Annotated in this window: 13 protein-coding genes; 7 read left to right on the forward strand and 6 right to left on the reverse strand. The window is 37.1% G+C overall.

The genetic code is table 11. The features are described 5' to 3' along the window. On the forward strand, positions 1 to 1,166 hold a 1,166-nt coding region (locus AC13DP_RS19395; RefSeq protein WP_483068310.1), incomplete at its 5' end, for a recombinase family protein. A 314-nt stretch (positions 1,167 to 1,480) separates the two neighbouring features. Here AC13DP_RS19395 and AC13DP_RS19400 read toward each other — a convergent pair. Beyond that, a complete protein-coding gene (locus AC13DP_RS19400; RefSeq protein WP_483068311.1) occupies positions 1,481 to 4,474 on the reverse strand; it encodes a DNA polymerase III subunit alpha in 2,994 nt (997 codons plus the stop codon). A 2-nt stretch (positions 4,475 to 4,476) separates the two neighbouring features. After that, complete coding sequence (dinB, locus tag AC13DP_RS19405) at positions 4,477 to 5,691, reverse strand: DNA polymerase IV (protein ID WP_483068312.1); 1,215 nt, start codon at positions 5,689 to 5,691, stop codon at positions 4,477 to 4,479. 647 nt (positions 5,692 to 6,338) lie between these two features. On the opposite strand from dinB, the gene AC13DP_RS19410 reads away from it, so the two are divergent. From AC13DP_RS19410 to AC13DP_RS19435, 6 genes are all read left to right on the forward strand, one after another. Next, positions 6,339 to 6,677 carry a single-stranded DNA-binding protein gene (locus AC13DP_RS19410; protein WP_290236978.1) on the forward strand — a complete coding sequence of 113 codons (339 nt, stop codon included), beginning with the start codon at positions 6,339 to 6,341 and terminating at the stop codon, positions 6,675 to 6,677. Positions 6,678 to 6,754: 77 nt separating this feature from the next. Next, positions 6,755 to 7,204 carry a JAB domain-containing protein gene (locus tag AC13DP_RS19415; RefSeq protein ID WP_483068313.1) on the forward strand — a complete coding sequence of 150 codons (450 nt, stop codon included), beginning with the start codon at positions 6,755 to 6,757 and terminating at the stop codon, positions 7,202 to 7,204. Positions 7,205 to 7,219: 15 nt separating this feature from the next. Beyond that, a complete protein-coding gene (locus AC13DP_RS19420; protein ID WP_483068321.1) occupies positions 7,220 to 7,417 on the forward strand; it encodes a hypothetical protein in 198 nt (65 codons plus the stop codon). A 389-nt stretch (positions 7,418 to 7,806) separates the two neighbouring features. Continuing rightward, positions 7,807 to 8,382 (forward strand): BfmA/BtgA family mobilization protein, encoded by a 576-nt coding sequence (locus tag AC13DP_RS19425; protein WP_483068314.1) that lies wholly within the window; start codon positions 7,807 to 7,809, stop codon positions 8,380 to 8,382. Continuing rightward, the gene (mobB, locus tag AC13DP_RS19430) at positions 8,345 to 9,379 is read left to right on the forward strand and encodes a MobB family relaxase (protein WP_483068315.1); all 1,035 of its coding nucleotides are present in this window, start codon (positions 8,345 to 8,347) and stop codon (positions 9,377 to 9,379) included. The genes AC13DP_RS19425 and mobB overlap by 38 nt, the downstream gene beginning before the upstream one ends. Further along, positions 9,376 to 10,815, forward strand: coding sequence for a type IV secretory system conjugative DNA transfer family protein (locus AC13DP_RS19435; protein ID WP_483068316.1), 1,440 nt, complete (start codon positions 9,376 to 9,378; stop codon positions 10,813 to 10,815). Before mobB ends, AC13DP_RS19435 begins: the two co-directional genes overlap by 4 nt. 96 nt (positions 10,816 to 10,911) lie before the next feature. Here the strand turns inward: AC13DP_RS19435 and AC13DP_RS19440 are convergent, their stop codons facing one another. The 4 genes from AC13DP_RS19440 to AC13DP_RS19455 form a co-directional block, all read right to left on the reverse strand. Beyond that, the gene (locus tag AC13DP_RS19440; RefSeq protein WP_483068317.1) at positions 10,912 to 11,163 is read right to left on the reverse strand and encodes an FUSC family protein; all 252 of its coding nucleotides are present in this window, start codon (positions 11,161 to 11,163) and stop codon (positions 10,912 to 10,914) included. 211 nt (positions 11,164 to 11,374) lie between these two features. Then, positions 11,375 to 12,130, reverse strand: a complete 756-nt coding sequence (locus AC13DP_RS19445; RefSeq protein WP_483068318.1) for a protein NO VEIN domain-containing protein — start codon at positions 12,128 to 12,130, stop codon at positions 11,375 to 11,377. Between the two features lie 733 nt (positions 12,131 to 12,863). Then, positions 12,864 to 14,543, reverse strand: a complete 1,680-nt coding sequence (locus AC13DP_RS19450; RefSeq protein WP_483068319.1) for an Eco57I restriction-modification methylase domain-containing protein — start codon at positions 14,541 to 14,543, stop codon at positions 12,864 to 12,866. Then, positions 14,544 to 15,149 carry a hypothetical protein gene (locus AC13DP_RS19455; protein ID WP_483068320.1) on the reverse strand — a complete coding sequence of 202 codons (606 nt, stop codon included), beginning with the start codon at positions 15,147 to 15,149 and terminating at the stop codon, positions 14,544 to 14,546. Positions 15,150 to 15,272: the final 123 nt, after the last annotated feature.

A 15,272-nucleotide genomic window follows, 5' to 3' on the forward strand; every position in this document is an offset into this window, starting at 1 on the left:
GGGCTAAAAAAGAAGGACGCTGGATGGGCCTTGCTCCAATCGGTTATAAAAACAAAATTGATGAGAGTGGTAGAAAATATATTGCGCCAAGGAAAGTCCAGAGTGACATAATGAAATGGGTATTCAAAGAATTGGCAAAAAACACTTTTAGCACCGAACAAATATGGAAAACAGCTAGAGAAAAAGGGCTTAAATGCAGTAAAAATAATTTCTGGACAGCTATCCGTAATCCTATGTATTGCGGTAAAATATTTATTCCTAAATACAAAGATGAAGAAAGTCAACTGGTGATGGGGCAACACGAACCCTTGATATCTGAAGCTTTGTTCTATGATGTTCAGGATGTGCTCGACGGTCGTAAAAAAGTAATGCGGACTAAAATAAAAGTAGATGACCGCTATCCCTTACGCGGTTTTGTCGTTTGTCCAGACTGCGGGCGTATGCTAACGGGTAGCAAATCCAAAGGACGTTCCCAATATTATTACTATTACCATTGTTCCGGTGGCTGTAAATTCAGACAAAAAGCGGAGTATATGAACGATACGATGGTTTCTGAAATTGGGAAATATGTATATTCCATCCCTAAGCTCAATCTATTTAAAGAAGTCATTACTTCGGTATATAAAGCAAAAACCAGGGAGAGGATTGGAAATATACAACAACTCAAAATCCGTTTACAGGACGAAAACAATAAACTGAGTAAAGCGAGGGAACTGCTTTTATGCGGTGATATTGAAGCAGATGATTACCGAGTGATGAAAGCGGATGCCGATAAAAAAATAAACAGGCTGGAAGCTAAACTGACAAGTACGATTACCGACACACAAAACGTGGAACCCCTGTGGGACAAGGCAATCAGCAATCTTTCACAGTTGGGTTATTTGTATGAAACCGGGACGATTACACAAACAAGAAAGATCATTGGTTCGGTCTTTCCTGAAAATCTGACTTTTGACGGTTTTGAATATCGAACCACCCGGGTGAATGAAGCAATCAAGTATATCTCATTGATTGACAAAGACTTAAATGGAAATAAAAATGGGACAAATTCATCGTTTTTGAATTTGTCCCATCAAGTGATCGCGACAGGATTCGAACCCATCCGAAAAACCTTGTATTTATTGACTTTATCAATGTTAACCTTGCAATTGTTAACCGAATTGTGAACCGTTTTGAAAATTTGTTTTCGTCAGGTTTAAATTTTTATAAATATACTAATTTTTATTTTTTCTTTTGGTGGTAGGAATTTATAACCCGGAGGTCCCGAGTTCAAATCTCGGTCTCGCTACTAGGAAAATCAAGGCTTCACAGAGATGTGAAGCTTTTTCTTTTTACAATGGGTACAGAATAGGTACAGAATTTTGCGTATTTCAAATAAATTAAAAAAAGTGGTTTAGAATAATCTCATTTGATGGCAATTGAGATGAAATTTTAAGCTATTCTGGAAATTCTATCTTAAGAATATCGATTATTTACTCTTCTAATAATTACTAATAAATCGGGGATCGGTCATAATTTCCATCTTTTCTATTGATAGTATAGTTATCGAAAGGTATCCCAGTTCATTTTGAAGTGTTCCCTGGCAACGGTAAATCCCTTTTCCATAAATAGGATATTTTCTAGCGGTTTCTGGAAAATGTACGGTATCAAAAACAGAAAATTTGTAATCATAAAAGGTTCCGAAATACATATACTTTCCATCACTGGTCTTTGTCCTTTTTATGGTAATAAGAGATCCATATATGGTTATTTTTTGACCACAAAGATTTCTCGAATCTCTAAGCTTATCGCGTATATGGCAGATCGCAAGCTTGCTGGTTATTTTATTCTTTAGAAACTTAAAAGGGTGATCTAGCGAAAAACCTAAAAGTTCCAATTGATCATAAGTACGGATCAAGTCTCCTTCCTCAAACTTGGGTAGTTGAAAGGTCTTGACCGGATCTTTAAACAAACGCTCCTGATCAGGGATCATTTTTTTTTTGCTTGATGTAAAATAGGCCTCCCACAAAAGTTCATATCTATTTTTACCTGTAAATCGAAAAGCATCGATCTTAATCAGTATAGCAAGTTGTTCGGTGCTGATGTTAATCCTCTCCAAGAAATCAGCCAGGGATTTAAAAATTCCGTAAAACTGACGCGCTTCAAGTATTGCTTGTACCGTTTTCTTTTCCAGCTCTTTTAAATAGCCAAAGCCTAAAAAGATATCGCTTCCGCGAATTACCGTAGGATGGTCACTACGATTAATACAGGGAGCGTGTACCCTCCCCCCTTTATTGCGTATCTCTTGTAGGTATACTTCGATATTATAAAACCCACCTCCATTGTTGATTGCCGCAACCATAAACTCTAATGGAAAATAACATTTAAGATAAAGACTTTGGTAGCTCTCTACAGCATAAGACGCTGAATGTCCTTTGGGAAAAGCGTATCCCGCAAACGAAGATATCTGCGTCCAGATTTCTTCGGTGAGTTTTTCAGGATATCCCCTTTCCCTACAGTTTGAACGGAACTTTTCAGCGATCTTTTCCATTTGACCCTTTGAAGTTTTCTTTCCACTCATTCCGCGTCGAAGCACATCTGCATCATCTAAATCCAATCCTGCAAAATGATGAGCTACCTTCATCACATCTTCCTGATAGACCATTACTCCATAGGTATCCGGCATTATATCATATAATATTGGGTGCGCTTCTTTTCTTTTCTCAGGAAATCGGTGCCGCTTAATAAATTCCTCTTTCATCCCTGCACTGGAAACCCCAGGGCGTATGATAGAACTTGCCGCCACAAGGTTTAAATAGTTGTCTGTCTGAAGTTTGGTAAGTAGTCCCCTCATCGCCGGTGATTCCACATAAAAGACTCCCATACAATCCCCTACTTTTAATAGGGCATTGATATTCGCGTCATTCTTAAAGGCCTGCACATCTTCAATATCTAAAAGTTTGGCGCCGGGCTGATTTTCACGAATTAATTCAATGGCATCCGTAATTTTGGAAAGCCCGCGTTGGGCAAGGATATCAAATTTATGGATGCCTACCTCTTCAGCAATATTCATATCGATCTGTACCGTACGAAACCCTTTGGGCGGAAGGAAAGTTGCTGTGAAAGTGGCCACCGGGACTTCCAGTATCAATATCCCTCCTGAATGAACACTCACATAATTTGGAAACCCGTGAATATAATGGCTATACTTGACTACTAGACGTTCCAGTTGATCTAATTGGTCAGGATGATAGTTGCCGGACGAGAGCTTATCTATATTCTCTTTTGGAAGTCCAAAGACCTTGCCCAGTTCACGGGCTACTGCACGTTCTTTAAAACGGACATAGGTTCCCATTAGAGCTGTGTGCTGATAGTGCTCGAAAATATACCGGGTTACATCTTCCCGGTCTTTCCAGGAAAAATCAATATCAAAATCTGGAGGGCTACTTCTATTAGGATTGATGAAACGCTCAAAATATAAATCCAATTCGATAGGGTCTACATTGGTAATCCCCAAAATATAGGCTACTATAGAGTTTGCACCGCTCCCCCTCCCAATAAAAGGATATCCTTTTTTTCTTGCATATTCTACAATATCAAGATTGATTAAAAAATAAGATACAAAACCAAGCTTAATAATGGCGTTTAGCTCCTTTTCCAAGCGATCCTCCACTTGCTTTGATTTCCCCGGATAGCGCTTTGGCAACCGCTGTTTGCATAACCTTCGAAGTAACTTTTCATCACCGGCTTGGCTTTTGCCATACGTTCTTAAATTTTGATTAAGGCCTTTTCCAAAAGAAAAGGAGACTTCACAAGCTTCAATAAGGTTCTTTGTATTATCCAGGATATAGACAAAATCCTCAAAAAGCTCTCTAACCTTTTCCATAGGCAACATTCGGTCGTTCTCATCCCCTTGTTGGCAGGATTCAAGTTTACTTAAAAGAGTATTATGATCTATAGCACGCAACAATCGGTGCGCATTCCAATCTTTTTTATCCCGGAAACTTACAGCTTGAAAAAAAACCAGTTGTTCCCGGTACAGTGGAGCATTGAACTTTGAAAATCTGAATCGGTTAAAGGTGATGACCCCCACACCTATTTTCTCATAGTTTTGTAGCAAGCTATTTTCAAATAGTAGTAGTGCCTGTTTCAAGGGATAAATAAAATAACAGCCTTTTAAATAAGGAGCCCTTGACGGAAAATCTTTTTTATGCTCTAAATGGTACGAGAGATATTCATTAAGTTCCCGGTAGCCTTCGTTATTTTTTGCGATCCCAACATATAGCGTTTGATGGTCATTCCTAAAATCAATTCCCAACAAAGGTCTGATTCCATATGCCGGTGCTATTTTCAAAAAATTAAGGCAGGCTGAAGTGTTGTTTATATCGGTAATGGCCAGGCTTGTAACGCCAAGCTGCTTCGCTAAACGACAAAGCGCTTCTTCGGAAAAAGTTCCATAGCGTAGTGAAAACCAGGTATGGCAATTTAAATACATAATTATTGTTTTCTATGAGCCAAAACTATAGGAGGTTCACCATTGAATGGGTTTTGCATTCCGCCAATAGTTCGTGTGCCCATAGTGGAAGCTCGAAGAACACTTCTTTCGCCAAAACGATTTTTAATGTTATCCAGGGATTGGTAAAGGCTAAGCATCTTTTCAGAATCGTCAAAAAGATTGATCTGATAGTTTCCCCCTACAATACCGGAAAAACGCACGCCGATTAGGCGAATTAATAGCCTACGGCTATATAACTGCTGAAACAGGTCTAAAGCTTTTGGGGTTAAAACGTGGTCAGCACTGGTATAGGGAATTTTTGATTGTTTGGAATAGGTCTGATAATCTGAATAGCGGATCTTAATAGTGATGACAGAGGAGAGCTTATTAGCCGTACGAAGTTGATAAGCCAAACTTTCCACCATCGCTTGTATTGTCGCACGAATCCGGGTCACATCAATAGTGTCCTTATTAAAAGTACGCTCCATAGAAATGGATTTTCGCTCGTGAAAAGGAATAATAGGCTGATGATCTATTCCGTGTGCCCTACGCCATAATTGCTTACCATTCTTTCCCAATACAGACTCCAACATTTCTATAGGCATTTCCTGTACGGTATGAATATACCGAATACCGAGGTGCAATAATTTTTGATAGGATTTTTTGCCAACCATAGGGATCTTTCTGACCGACAAGGGCGCCAAAAAAGAACGTTCTGTCCCTATACTTATAATTTTTTGATTGTTGGGCTTGGCCTCCCCGGTAGCTATCTTTGAAACTATTTTGTTTTGCGATAGTCCAAAGGAAATTGGTAAGCCACTCTCCTCCATAATCTTGCTACGAAGTTCACCTGCAAATTTGGAAATCCCAAAAAAGCGATCCATACCACTAAGATCTGCATAAAATTCATCCACACTCGCTTTTTCAAATACAGGAACCTCAGATTTTATAATTTCCGTAACCAAATCTGAATATTTAGTGTAGGTAGATGCATTTCCTTTAATGACAATAGCTTCCGGGCAAAGTTTACGGGCCACTTTCATTGACATTCCACTATGGACACCAAACTTACGGGTTTCGTAACTACAAGCTGCTACTACACCTCTATCACCCAATCCTCCTACTAATAATGGTCTATTAGCTAACCTAGTATCCAGTAGTCGTTCTACAGATACAAAAAAGGTGTCAAGGTCTAAATGAATAATAGAATTGCTCATAATTTAAATATAGGAATAATTCCTAATAAAAGGATATTTTCCAAAACTAGAAAAATATTATCTCTCTATGATTATAAAAAATCATAAAATTTGATACAGCATATATCACTATAGATGATTAATTAAATAGAAATATTGAACACGATGTAATGGACAAAAGAGAATATTTTAGTACTTCAGTATATCCATAGAAAACTTCTGCTAATTCAGTGCCTACTTTTCATCAAAACCCATTCTTTGGATTTCCATTCTTGCATTTAGTTTCCCTTCCTGAAGCTTACCGATTCTTCATTTTAGGTTTTTGATTCCCTACCACGCCGTACAGTTATTCTTTTTTTGGTCGCAAAACACCAACATTTTGGAGTTGAACCGCACTGCATAAGCCGCTCCCCTACTCGCTTTTATAAGTCCTTATCAATCCAAAATATTGAAATCGTGTAAGCATCAAAAAAAGATAACAGCTATACGGCTCTATGGGAAGTAAATCAAAACAGTTTAATATGAAATCATCAATAACATATCGATCCGGAAGGGAAACTAAAAAAATCAAAAAAGGAAAAACGCTACCGGATATAATAAGTAAATCAATTTTTTTAATCAATGTGTAACCGTCTGTCTTTAAAGGCAGACCTCTAAAACTTTTAATTATGAGTAATCTAAGAAACAAAGTACAGTTAATCGGAAACGTAGGTCAAGAACCTAGCACCACCAACCTTGACAATGGCAAAAAAGTAGCCCGTTTATCATTGGCGACCAATGAGAACTACAAAAACAATAAAGGCGAAAAAGTACAGGCGACTTCCTGGCATACCGTGGTGGCTTGGGGCAAGACTGCTGAAATCATTGAAAATTATGTAAGCAAAGGCAAAGAAATTGCCGTAGAAGGAAAATTAACTTCTCGCTCCTATGAGGATAAGGAAGGGGTAAAACGATATGTTACCGAAGTGCTAGCTTCTGAAATCCTACTATTAGGTGGTAACGCTTAATTTTTAAAAACAAAGAGGGTGTAAACCGTCGAAAGTCGCACCCTCTTTTAATTATTAACCCATTAAATAAGCTAACAATGAAAGACAAAGTTAATGAAATAAAGATAAGTTACCGGGAGAAAGTGGCAACACTAAAATCTGACCCGATTAAAAGTTCTAGGCACGCAGCGAAACTACTTTATAATAATTGGGATAAGGGTACCATAGGTTTACAGGAAAGCTTTAAAATCCTGTTATTGAATAATTCCAATAAAGTAAAAGGGGTTTACCCCTTATCCGTTGGAGGTATTACAGGTACTTTAGTTGATATTCGCATCCTTTTTGCGATTGTATTAAAAACCTTATCCGTAGGAATCCTGCTTGCCCATAACCATCCAAGCTATAAACTTGAACCTAGTGAAGCGGACAAGCGATTGACCAGTAAAATTAAAGAGGCGGCACAGCTTTTTGATGTTAAAGTCTTGGATCATATCATTATCGTTCCTAATGGGGACTATTATAGTTTCGCCGATAATGGATTGTTATAATTTAAAATTTCGATGATGGTCTATTTGAATTATACCAACCTAGATAAGGAAACACAGGAACGTTTGCTTTTGATGTCTAAAAAAGAAGTTGAAAATCGTTTCGGAAACCAATTAAAGAACTATGCCCAACAACACTACATCAATTACGATACCTTGTTGGAAGAGGAAGCCATACGAAATCTATACAATTATGATTTTGTATTCAATATGTAAACACTAAAAAACACCAAACAAGCCCTTATTAAATGAGGGCTTTTTCTTTTGCCTATTTCTTTTAAATCGTATCTTTAGATTATTGATTAATAACACTTTGGTCATTACTTTTTTTGATTTGACTTTCCTTAAATGACCAATCCATAAACTAATAAAGGCATTCTCCCGATAGCTATCGGGATTGGTGGGAATGTCTGGAAATTTGGGTCCCTGCGGGACGGAAATTGGAAGAGCAAGAGGGTGACACGCATAGCGGTGTCTCGGTTGCCAATTTCTATGCAAACAACTAATAATCAGTTGTTTAAATATATTTTATTTATACTGATTTTCAGGACTTTGCAGCAAAACGTCTGGAACCCATTGTAAACAGGCACTTTTTTGCAGCAAAAATGAAGAAATTTTCAACATACGGCTTTTCAGGGATCAATATCAAAAAAGATATTGCCGAGCGTTTTAGGGCATTTTCCAAGGACATTTCCAAGTCGCATTCGGAAACCCTCGAGGCAATGTTGAACTTCTTCGAGCATAACGGTATTTCGCCTAATGATAACCTTGGCGTAAAAACGGATGCGACCAAAAAAAGGATCAATGCTTTAATAGCTATTGTGCGGAATATTGAAAAGCAACAGACCCTGCCCACTAAGGCGATGCTGGACACCTTATTTCAGGAAATAAACAAGGTAGACGAGGAAGAAAAAGAAGCGGAACAGTTTGATTTTGGAACGCCGGAACCTTTTTCGAGGGATACCGAACTGGAACATTACAAAAAACGCTATGACCAGATGCAGCAAGAACTGAGCACCTACCGAAATAACACGAAAAACCTACTGGAACATTTAACCTATGTGAAAGGAACTTTTGGGAAGGGATATTACAAGCTGAATATGAATACAGAAGAATTAGAAGAACTTCAAAAAGAACTCGAAAATGTACATCACCATCACCGCTCAGAAAGTGCAGGGTAATTATGCGCAAAGTGCTGCCGATTTTGTGGATTACCTGGAAAAGGAAAATGAAGGCAAACCGCTTCCCGAACTGGAACATTTTTTCGATCAGCAGCACGATGAAATAACTGCCGAAGAAGTCATCCGGGAAATCGATGGCAATACGGCCAAACTTAAGAACAAAGAGCCCAAGTTCTATTCGATTACCTTAAATCCAAGCGGCCGGGAACTTAAAAGCATTCAGGATTCCCCAGAAGCTCTAAAACGCTATACCCGGGAAGCGATGAAGGAATACGCCAGGGCTTTTCACCGGGAAATTGATGGTCGCCCGGTGGCCATTACGGATATTAAATATTACGCCAAGGTAGAACGCCAGCGCACCTTTAAAGGGACTGATAAACAGGTGCGCGAAAATCAGCCTTATGCAACGAAGATTTTGACGTTGAAAAATGATATCCGAAGTATCAACCGGGGGGAGCGCGTTGGGAATATTAAAACACTTCAAAAGGAAATCCAACGGCTGGAAGCAGCAGCACCCCATCAATTGAACGGAAAACGGATCGTGCGGGGAATGGCCAAACCGGGACCGCAAAGCCATATCCATATCATCGTGAGCCGAAAGGATGTCTCCAACCGGTATAGTCTTTCCCCGGGGAGCAAACATAAAGCCTCGGAAGTGCAAATGCACGGCAAGATGGTTAAAAGAGGTTTTGACCGCAATGCTTTTATCAAAAATTCAGAGAAAACCTTCGATCAATTATTTCGTTATAAACGAAATTATGTGGAAAGCTATACCGCCCGAAAAACGTTTCTTAAAGATCCGAAATTGTATTTTTCTACGATCACCAAGCTCCCGGCCAATGAAAAGGCAATGGCGTTTAAATTATTACAGCAATCAGGAGTGAATACGGCGGTATTAAATATCCCTACAAATAAATTTCAGCTGGCGGTAAAAGCCCTAAATCAATTGAAAAAAGGAGTGGGCAAGGCTATTGAATCAGGATCGATTGGGATATGAACTGGCAATGGGAACATATTACCCTCTATATCATCGTCCCGGCTTTGTTCCTGGGTACGGTGGTATACGGACTGTTTTTCGCGGAACGCAAAGCACCAAAGGATAAAAAATACCAGGTGCGTTTTCAGTTGAGTAACGGAAATTTTAAAGCGGATAATATCCGCCGGGGTGCCTCAATCATCGGATCGGCAGGAAGTGGAAAAACCGAAAGTGTGATCTATAACTTCTTGCAGCATTTTAGTGAATATGCTTTTTGTGGGGTGATCCACGATTATAAGGATTTTGAACTGACGGAAATGGCCTATCCCCTATTCAAAAATAAAAACCTAAAATTCTATACCATCGCTTTTGACCGTATCCATTACCGGGTCAATCCCATTGCCCCAAAATACCTGCCCAATGAGGAAAGTGTGAATGAAGTATCCCGGGTATTGATGGAAAACCTGTTGGAACAAAACCTATCGGCAAATACCGGCAGCAACAAGTTTTTCTCCGATGCCGTGGAAGGATTATTGAGCGGGATGATCTGGAAGATGAGAACCGCTTATCCTGATTGCTGCACCCTGCCCCACATTATTGCCCTGTTTCAAGTGGTCAGTACTAAAAAACTGGTCGCCTTTTTACAATCAGATCTTACGGCGCGCAGTATGGCCAGTGCCTTTATCAATGGGATCGAATCGGAAAAACAGACCGCCGGGGTGAAAAGTACCCTGGCCAATGCCTTTAAAAAGATCAGCTCACAAAAACTGTTCTATGTCCTCTCCAAAGATGAAGTGCCACTGGATATCAACCACCCGGAACATCCGGCTGTAATCGCTTTGGTCAACCATCCAAAATACGATGGGGCTTATTCTCCCGTGATTGCAATGATAATGCATACCATTATCAAACAGATGAGTATCCGGGCGCGTAAAGCTTCTTTTTTACTCCTGGAAGAAGCGCCGACCCTTAAACTTCCCAATATGCACCGGATCCCAGCTACGCTTCGGAGTTATGATATCAGTACCGTTTACGTGATGCAGGACAAGGTTCAGAACGATCTGCTATATGGGGATAAAGCGAGCAAGGCGATTTTGAGCAATCTGTCCTACCAGTTTTTTGGAAAGGTGAATGATCCCGATACGGCTAAATATTATGAACGCTTTTTTGAGATCATCAAAACCCCGACAAAAAGCGTCAGTAAAAGTAGTGGTTTTAGTTACGAAAGCCGAATTACCAAAGGGGAAAAAGAAATCTCCAAACGAAGGGCTGATGCTTTTTTTCGGCTGCAACAAGGGGAATTTGTAGCATTCGCCGACGGGAAGGATAAAAAGGTACGGTTTAAACTTCAAGATATTCAAAGGGAAATTCCCATTTCTAAGGCGAACATTACCCAAGAAGATTTACTGTTCCATCAGCAGCAGGTTTATCGAGACCTGGAGAAAATTATCAAGTGAATGATTTTTTTAAGGGCTCATTGAAACAGAAAAGATTAGTACACATTTTATTGCTGTAATTAAATGCTGTGATGATAATCTTTTGTTCAAAATTGATCACAAATTCAAATTTCGTTCTTTCATTAATTTTTCTAATTCATCATTCTTCTTTGACTTCTTCAAAAGTTGATAAATTAAAAATAGTGGAACAAGTGTTACTAATCCCCAAGTGTTCTGAACGATAGAATAAATGATTATTCCTATAAGGATACCTATAAAAGTAGCATTAATTATAGGGCTTGGTTTATTGCTTTTTGCTTCTTTTAGTAATCCCTGATTAGTGAATTCCGATAACTTTTTCTCACTCATAATGATTATTTAGTTAAATTTTCGTCCTTTACAATTCTGACCAACATCAAATTTAATTACTGACTATCAATTAGTTATTTTTTTTAATTTCTCCATTCCCATTATTTTTTTCATTTTTTTCTTGTGTGGGGAATTACTGCTAACGGTTCAGCTATGAACGGTAGCGTCCCTTGAGACCAATTGCTTATAGATTTAATAATATTCAGCCTTTTTATTTTTCTAATGTCACTTTATAATTCACCGGAATTTCACAAATTGAAGTTAGATCTCCTTGAATTTTCAAAAGATTAGCAGTTTCGTAGTTCTCACTGTATTCATAAACTCGATATAAGAAAAATTTATCCTTCTCAATTTTGCTTCTTTCAAGTTCATTTCTCGTTATGTAAATAGCTGAATTCAAACTTCCCTTGGTTGTCTTAACTTCGATAAATTTTTTGTGACCATTTAGGTCGAATGAAAGAATATCGAATCCTGCACCATCTCCTTGATCTTTTGCAATGTGTTTAACCTTTCTTGCTAATTTTGATTTTCCATTTTTTATTAGGAACTCAATTTCCTTCTTCATCACCCATCTTTCTCCTAAATCTCCAATATGTTTGTTTCTAATATCATTTTGTAAGTGGTTAATAACTGAAGGAGTAAAGTCAATTGTATTAGGTTTAGTTTTTAAATTTGAGCAATGAACTTCTTCCACAAGGGTTTCACTTAAATCTTTACTAAGTTCTAATACTGGCTGGTTGAGATGTTTGACAATTGCATAAATAAAATCTTGAGTAAGAACATTTAGATTCCTGTCTCGATAACAATCTTCATCTAGACGATTTTGATGAAGATTTATGAGTTCTTGATCTTTTTCTATTCGATATCTAATCAATTCACAAGCGTTGTTAAATTGGCCTAAATTTTCAAACCGTCCTGCAATTGGACTATATGTAAGTTCTACTTTTTGAGCAAAATCTTTGAACATCCGGTATTTGTAGAAGAAATATCTTTCAGGGTAGCGTAACGTCAAGTAAACAATTATTGCCCTTGGATCTTGATAACTATGTTTCTCAGGAAAATTAATTCTAGTAATTCTTTTTCATTTCCTCCTGAAATGTCTTAATTCTTTCAATTAGATCTTTCTCTTCATCAAATAAATTAATAAACAATAATCGAATTTCTTCAGGGTTTGTTTCGGTGTTGTTTAACAACATTCTCTTGGGAAATTAGCTAACTCAATCCATTAAATTTTTAACCTCGGCTAATGAATTTGAAAGCATTACAAAAAATTCTGGACTATCAGTATCCCAATTATTTTGGAAATGTTTAATAGCCTTCCATTTGTAAATCTCTTGAGAGTGAATTTGGTCAAACTTCTCTTTATATTCCCCAATATATGACTTTATAATTTGACCGTTCATTTCGTTTTTCTAGATTGCATATAAAAATCACATAAAATATGTTTACCATAAAACTAACCGAAAATCCCCAATACTGATTACCGTCTAACTTAAAATGCTTTTAGAAACTTTATTTAAGTACTACAATAAACCGATCTTTAAATAGAAAAACCGCTTTGAGAGATTTTAGATCAAGAGTTTGGGAAATTATAGGAAATGATTTATTTCTTAAATATCCAAACGTGGTTTAAAACTTTTTAATTTATGAAACAAAATACTTTCTAAATACTTAAATTTAAATTTGGATCCTCTTAGAAATCACACTTCTACAAGTCGCTTTTTTGATTTAGCCGATTTTCCTCTATTTATTCTTCTATCGGACATTTTTTTCCAAATATTTCTAAGCTCTAAAGTCTTTTCTAAAGTGAATCCATAATGATTTATAAGAACTGCTCTATCCACAATGTCCAATACCTCTTCAATTCTATCTTCACGAATTAACTCATCAATTTGGTTTAAATCTATTCCGTGATTTTCCACCACCGGGATTAAAAGTTCTTCAATCTCTGTAGGTTCAAAAGTCATTACACCTCCTCCGTAACTTCTACCAGTAACCTCTGAAAAAGCAAAAGTAAGCGAGTTCAAAAAACAAACTACAATGCTCTGTGGGCTATATTTCTCTGAAATGAATCTTACTCTATGTATAGTATCAGTGGAAGATGCTTCGACTTCATTTAGTACTAATTTAGGGTAACGATTAACCTGTCTTAGAGCAAACCCTTGAGGGATCCATAAAGAAGGGGTAATATACCATCTCTTTCTAATCCTACATTTATATCCAGTGTGAAACTCTTTTTCTTCACCATATTCTATATAATTCTTGCTATTCCTATCCAGATTATCAAATTCTATATTTTCAGGCAAAAAGAGTTGATTTGGAACATCCCTTTGAGCATTTTCGTTAAAATCTACATCATTAAAAATAATACCAGCTAATTGATTTGACTTGCTTACTACTTTCGTTGTAACATCTTGTAATTTCCATTCATTTACCTGAGATCGCCTTAACATAAAGAATTCATTACGCCCCGTTACTATACCCACATCAGCATCTAAAATATCATTAGCCAACGGAACACGATTACTATCTTTTATTTCTCGAAGTAAATTTATTTCTCTTGGATTTAAAAAATATTTTGTCCACTTCTCTGAATCTCGTATTTCTACAACCTCAGTTTCTGCAACCTCGTCAAAGTCAATGTTATTTAACTCTTCTAAATCATTTAACTGTAATACTCTTATTCCGTGGGCATTTGGAACGGATTTTTCACAAAGTAATAAAACTACTTCTTGTTGTATGCCATCAAATACTAGCTTTCTAAATGTTATTATGGTAATCCTTTCAAAAAAGTTAGAAAGAAATACTCTTGTCTGTTCAGCATATTTAACTTGAAATAATTCTGCGGGAATCACCATACCTAAACGACCATCTTCCGCAAGTAGTGAAGAACAAATTACTAAAAAGGGAACCCAAATATTGGTCAATTTGTTCGGCTTTAGCCCTAAGTCTTCCATCATCTGAATAGCAACATCTCTATGCTTAGGCGGAAAATTTTGATACCTTATAAATGGTGGATTACCAATAATAGAATTATAAGTAATTCCCTCTTGTTTAGATATAAAACTAAAAAAGTCATTGTTAACGATAGTGTCACCATTCAATCCGAAATTGGAAGCTCTCCTTATCGCTTTTTTAGCCTCCTCTGGGATAAGTTCTATTCCTTTAATTCTACCATTCAAATCAGCTCCATTTAGTCCAAGTTCATTGAATCTTGTTATAGCGGCTTCAATAAAATTACCATCTCCACAACTTGGCTCCAAAACTAAATCATTATCGTTTTGTATTGCCCAAGAACAAATGAACTTGGCAATTGGAGAAGGTGTATAGTAACCACCTCTTAGTTTATCAAAGTCAATATTTTGTTCTTTCTCTGCCATTTATGATTCTATTGGTGCAACAAAAAGATTGTCGCCTGTTATACAATCTTTATCCTCCTGAGAGAAGCCATATAAGGCATCAACCTGATTGAATAAATTGTTATATAATCGGTTAATTTTTCTTGGAATTATTCTTTTTTTAGTGTAAGTACTTTCTGACTTCAAACACTGCTTAGTTCTAATAATAGATTTTACGGTACTAACGATTTTATCGTGTGCTGTTTTTTCTCCGGCATCAGCAAAGTCAATTGTTTTAATAGGAAGATTTTCTATAAATTGTTTACCGTGAGAATAGTATTCTCCTCTAAACTCACTTGCTCTGGATTTAACCATTCCTTCCAAGACAGGGTGAGATAAAATACCTGCCAAATAGTAAATAGAATAATCTGAATTTGAAGTTATGGAATAATAAGGACCATTGCCACCACCAGTAAACTGGAAGTTCGAGTCATCAATTATGTAGCTCGGTTTTTGAGACAATACTGGAAATACTATTTTCTCAGTATTATGAAATTTGGTTAAACTTTGGCTTCTTCCGTACTGATACCATTTTGGTTCATTACCGTTAATACTTCGTTTTTCAAGTTTAGTGCAAAAAACGGTCATAGTATACCACCCTGGCCGGGTTAAAGTGAGCCACCCTGGCCGGATCAAAGTGAACCACTTTAGCCGGAGTAAAGTGAACCACTAAAAAATCGATTCTATTTGTAAGAAGCCAAATGTCTTTTT

It is taken from the genome of Zunongwangia sp. L-65, from assembly GCF_056859415.1.

Bases quoted from the DNA above. Each gene is read 5' to 3' on its own strand.
- AC13DP_RS19400 (WP_483068311.1), bottom strand. From the start codon at position 4,474: ATGTATTTAAATTGCCATACCTGGTTTTCACTACGCTATGGAACTTTT.
- dinB (WP_483068312.1), bottom strand. From the start codon at position 5,691: ATGAGCAATTCTATTATTCATTTAGACCTTGACACCTTTTTTGTATCT.
- AC13DP_RS19410 (WP_290236978.1), top strand. From the start codon at position 6,339: ATGAGTAATCTAAGAAACAAAGTACAGTTAATCGGAAACGTAGGTCAA.
- AC13DP_RS19415 (WP_483068313.1), top strand. From the start codon at position 6,755: ATGAAAGACAAAGTTAATGAAATAAAGATAAGTTACCGGGAGAAAGTG.
- AC13DP_RS19420 (WP_483068321.1), top strand. From the start codon at position 7,220: ATGGTCTATTTGAATTATACCAACCTAGATAAGGAAACACAGGAACGT.
- AC13DP_RS19425 (WP_483068314.1), top strand. From the start codon at position 7,807: ATGAAGAAATTTTCAACATACGGCTTTTCAGGGATCAATATCAAAAAA.
- mobB (WP_483068315.1), top strand. From the start codon at position 8,345: ATGTACATCACCATCACCGCTCAGAAAGTGCAGGGTAATTATGCGCAA.
- AC13DP_RS19435 (WP_483068316.1), top strand. From the start codon at position 9,376: ATGAACTGGCAATGGGAACATATTACCCTCTATATCATCGTCCCGGCT.
- AC13DP_RS19440 (WP_483068317.1), bottom strand. From the start codon at position 11,163: ATGAGTGAGAAAAAGTTATCGGAATTCACTAATCAGGGATTACTAAAA.
- AC13DP_RS19445 (WP_483068318.1), bottom strand. From the start codon at position 12,130: ATGTTCAAAGATTTTGCTCAAAAAGTAGAACTTACATATAGTCCAATT.
- AC13DP_RS19450 (WP_483068319.1), bottom strand. From the start codon at position 14,543: ATGGCAGAGAAAGAACAAAATATTGACTTTGATAAACTAAGAGGTGGT.
- AC13DP_RS19455 (WP_483068320.1), bottom strand. From the start codon at position 15,149: ATGACCGTTTTTTGCACTAAACTTGAAAAACGAAGTATTAACGGTAAT.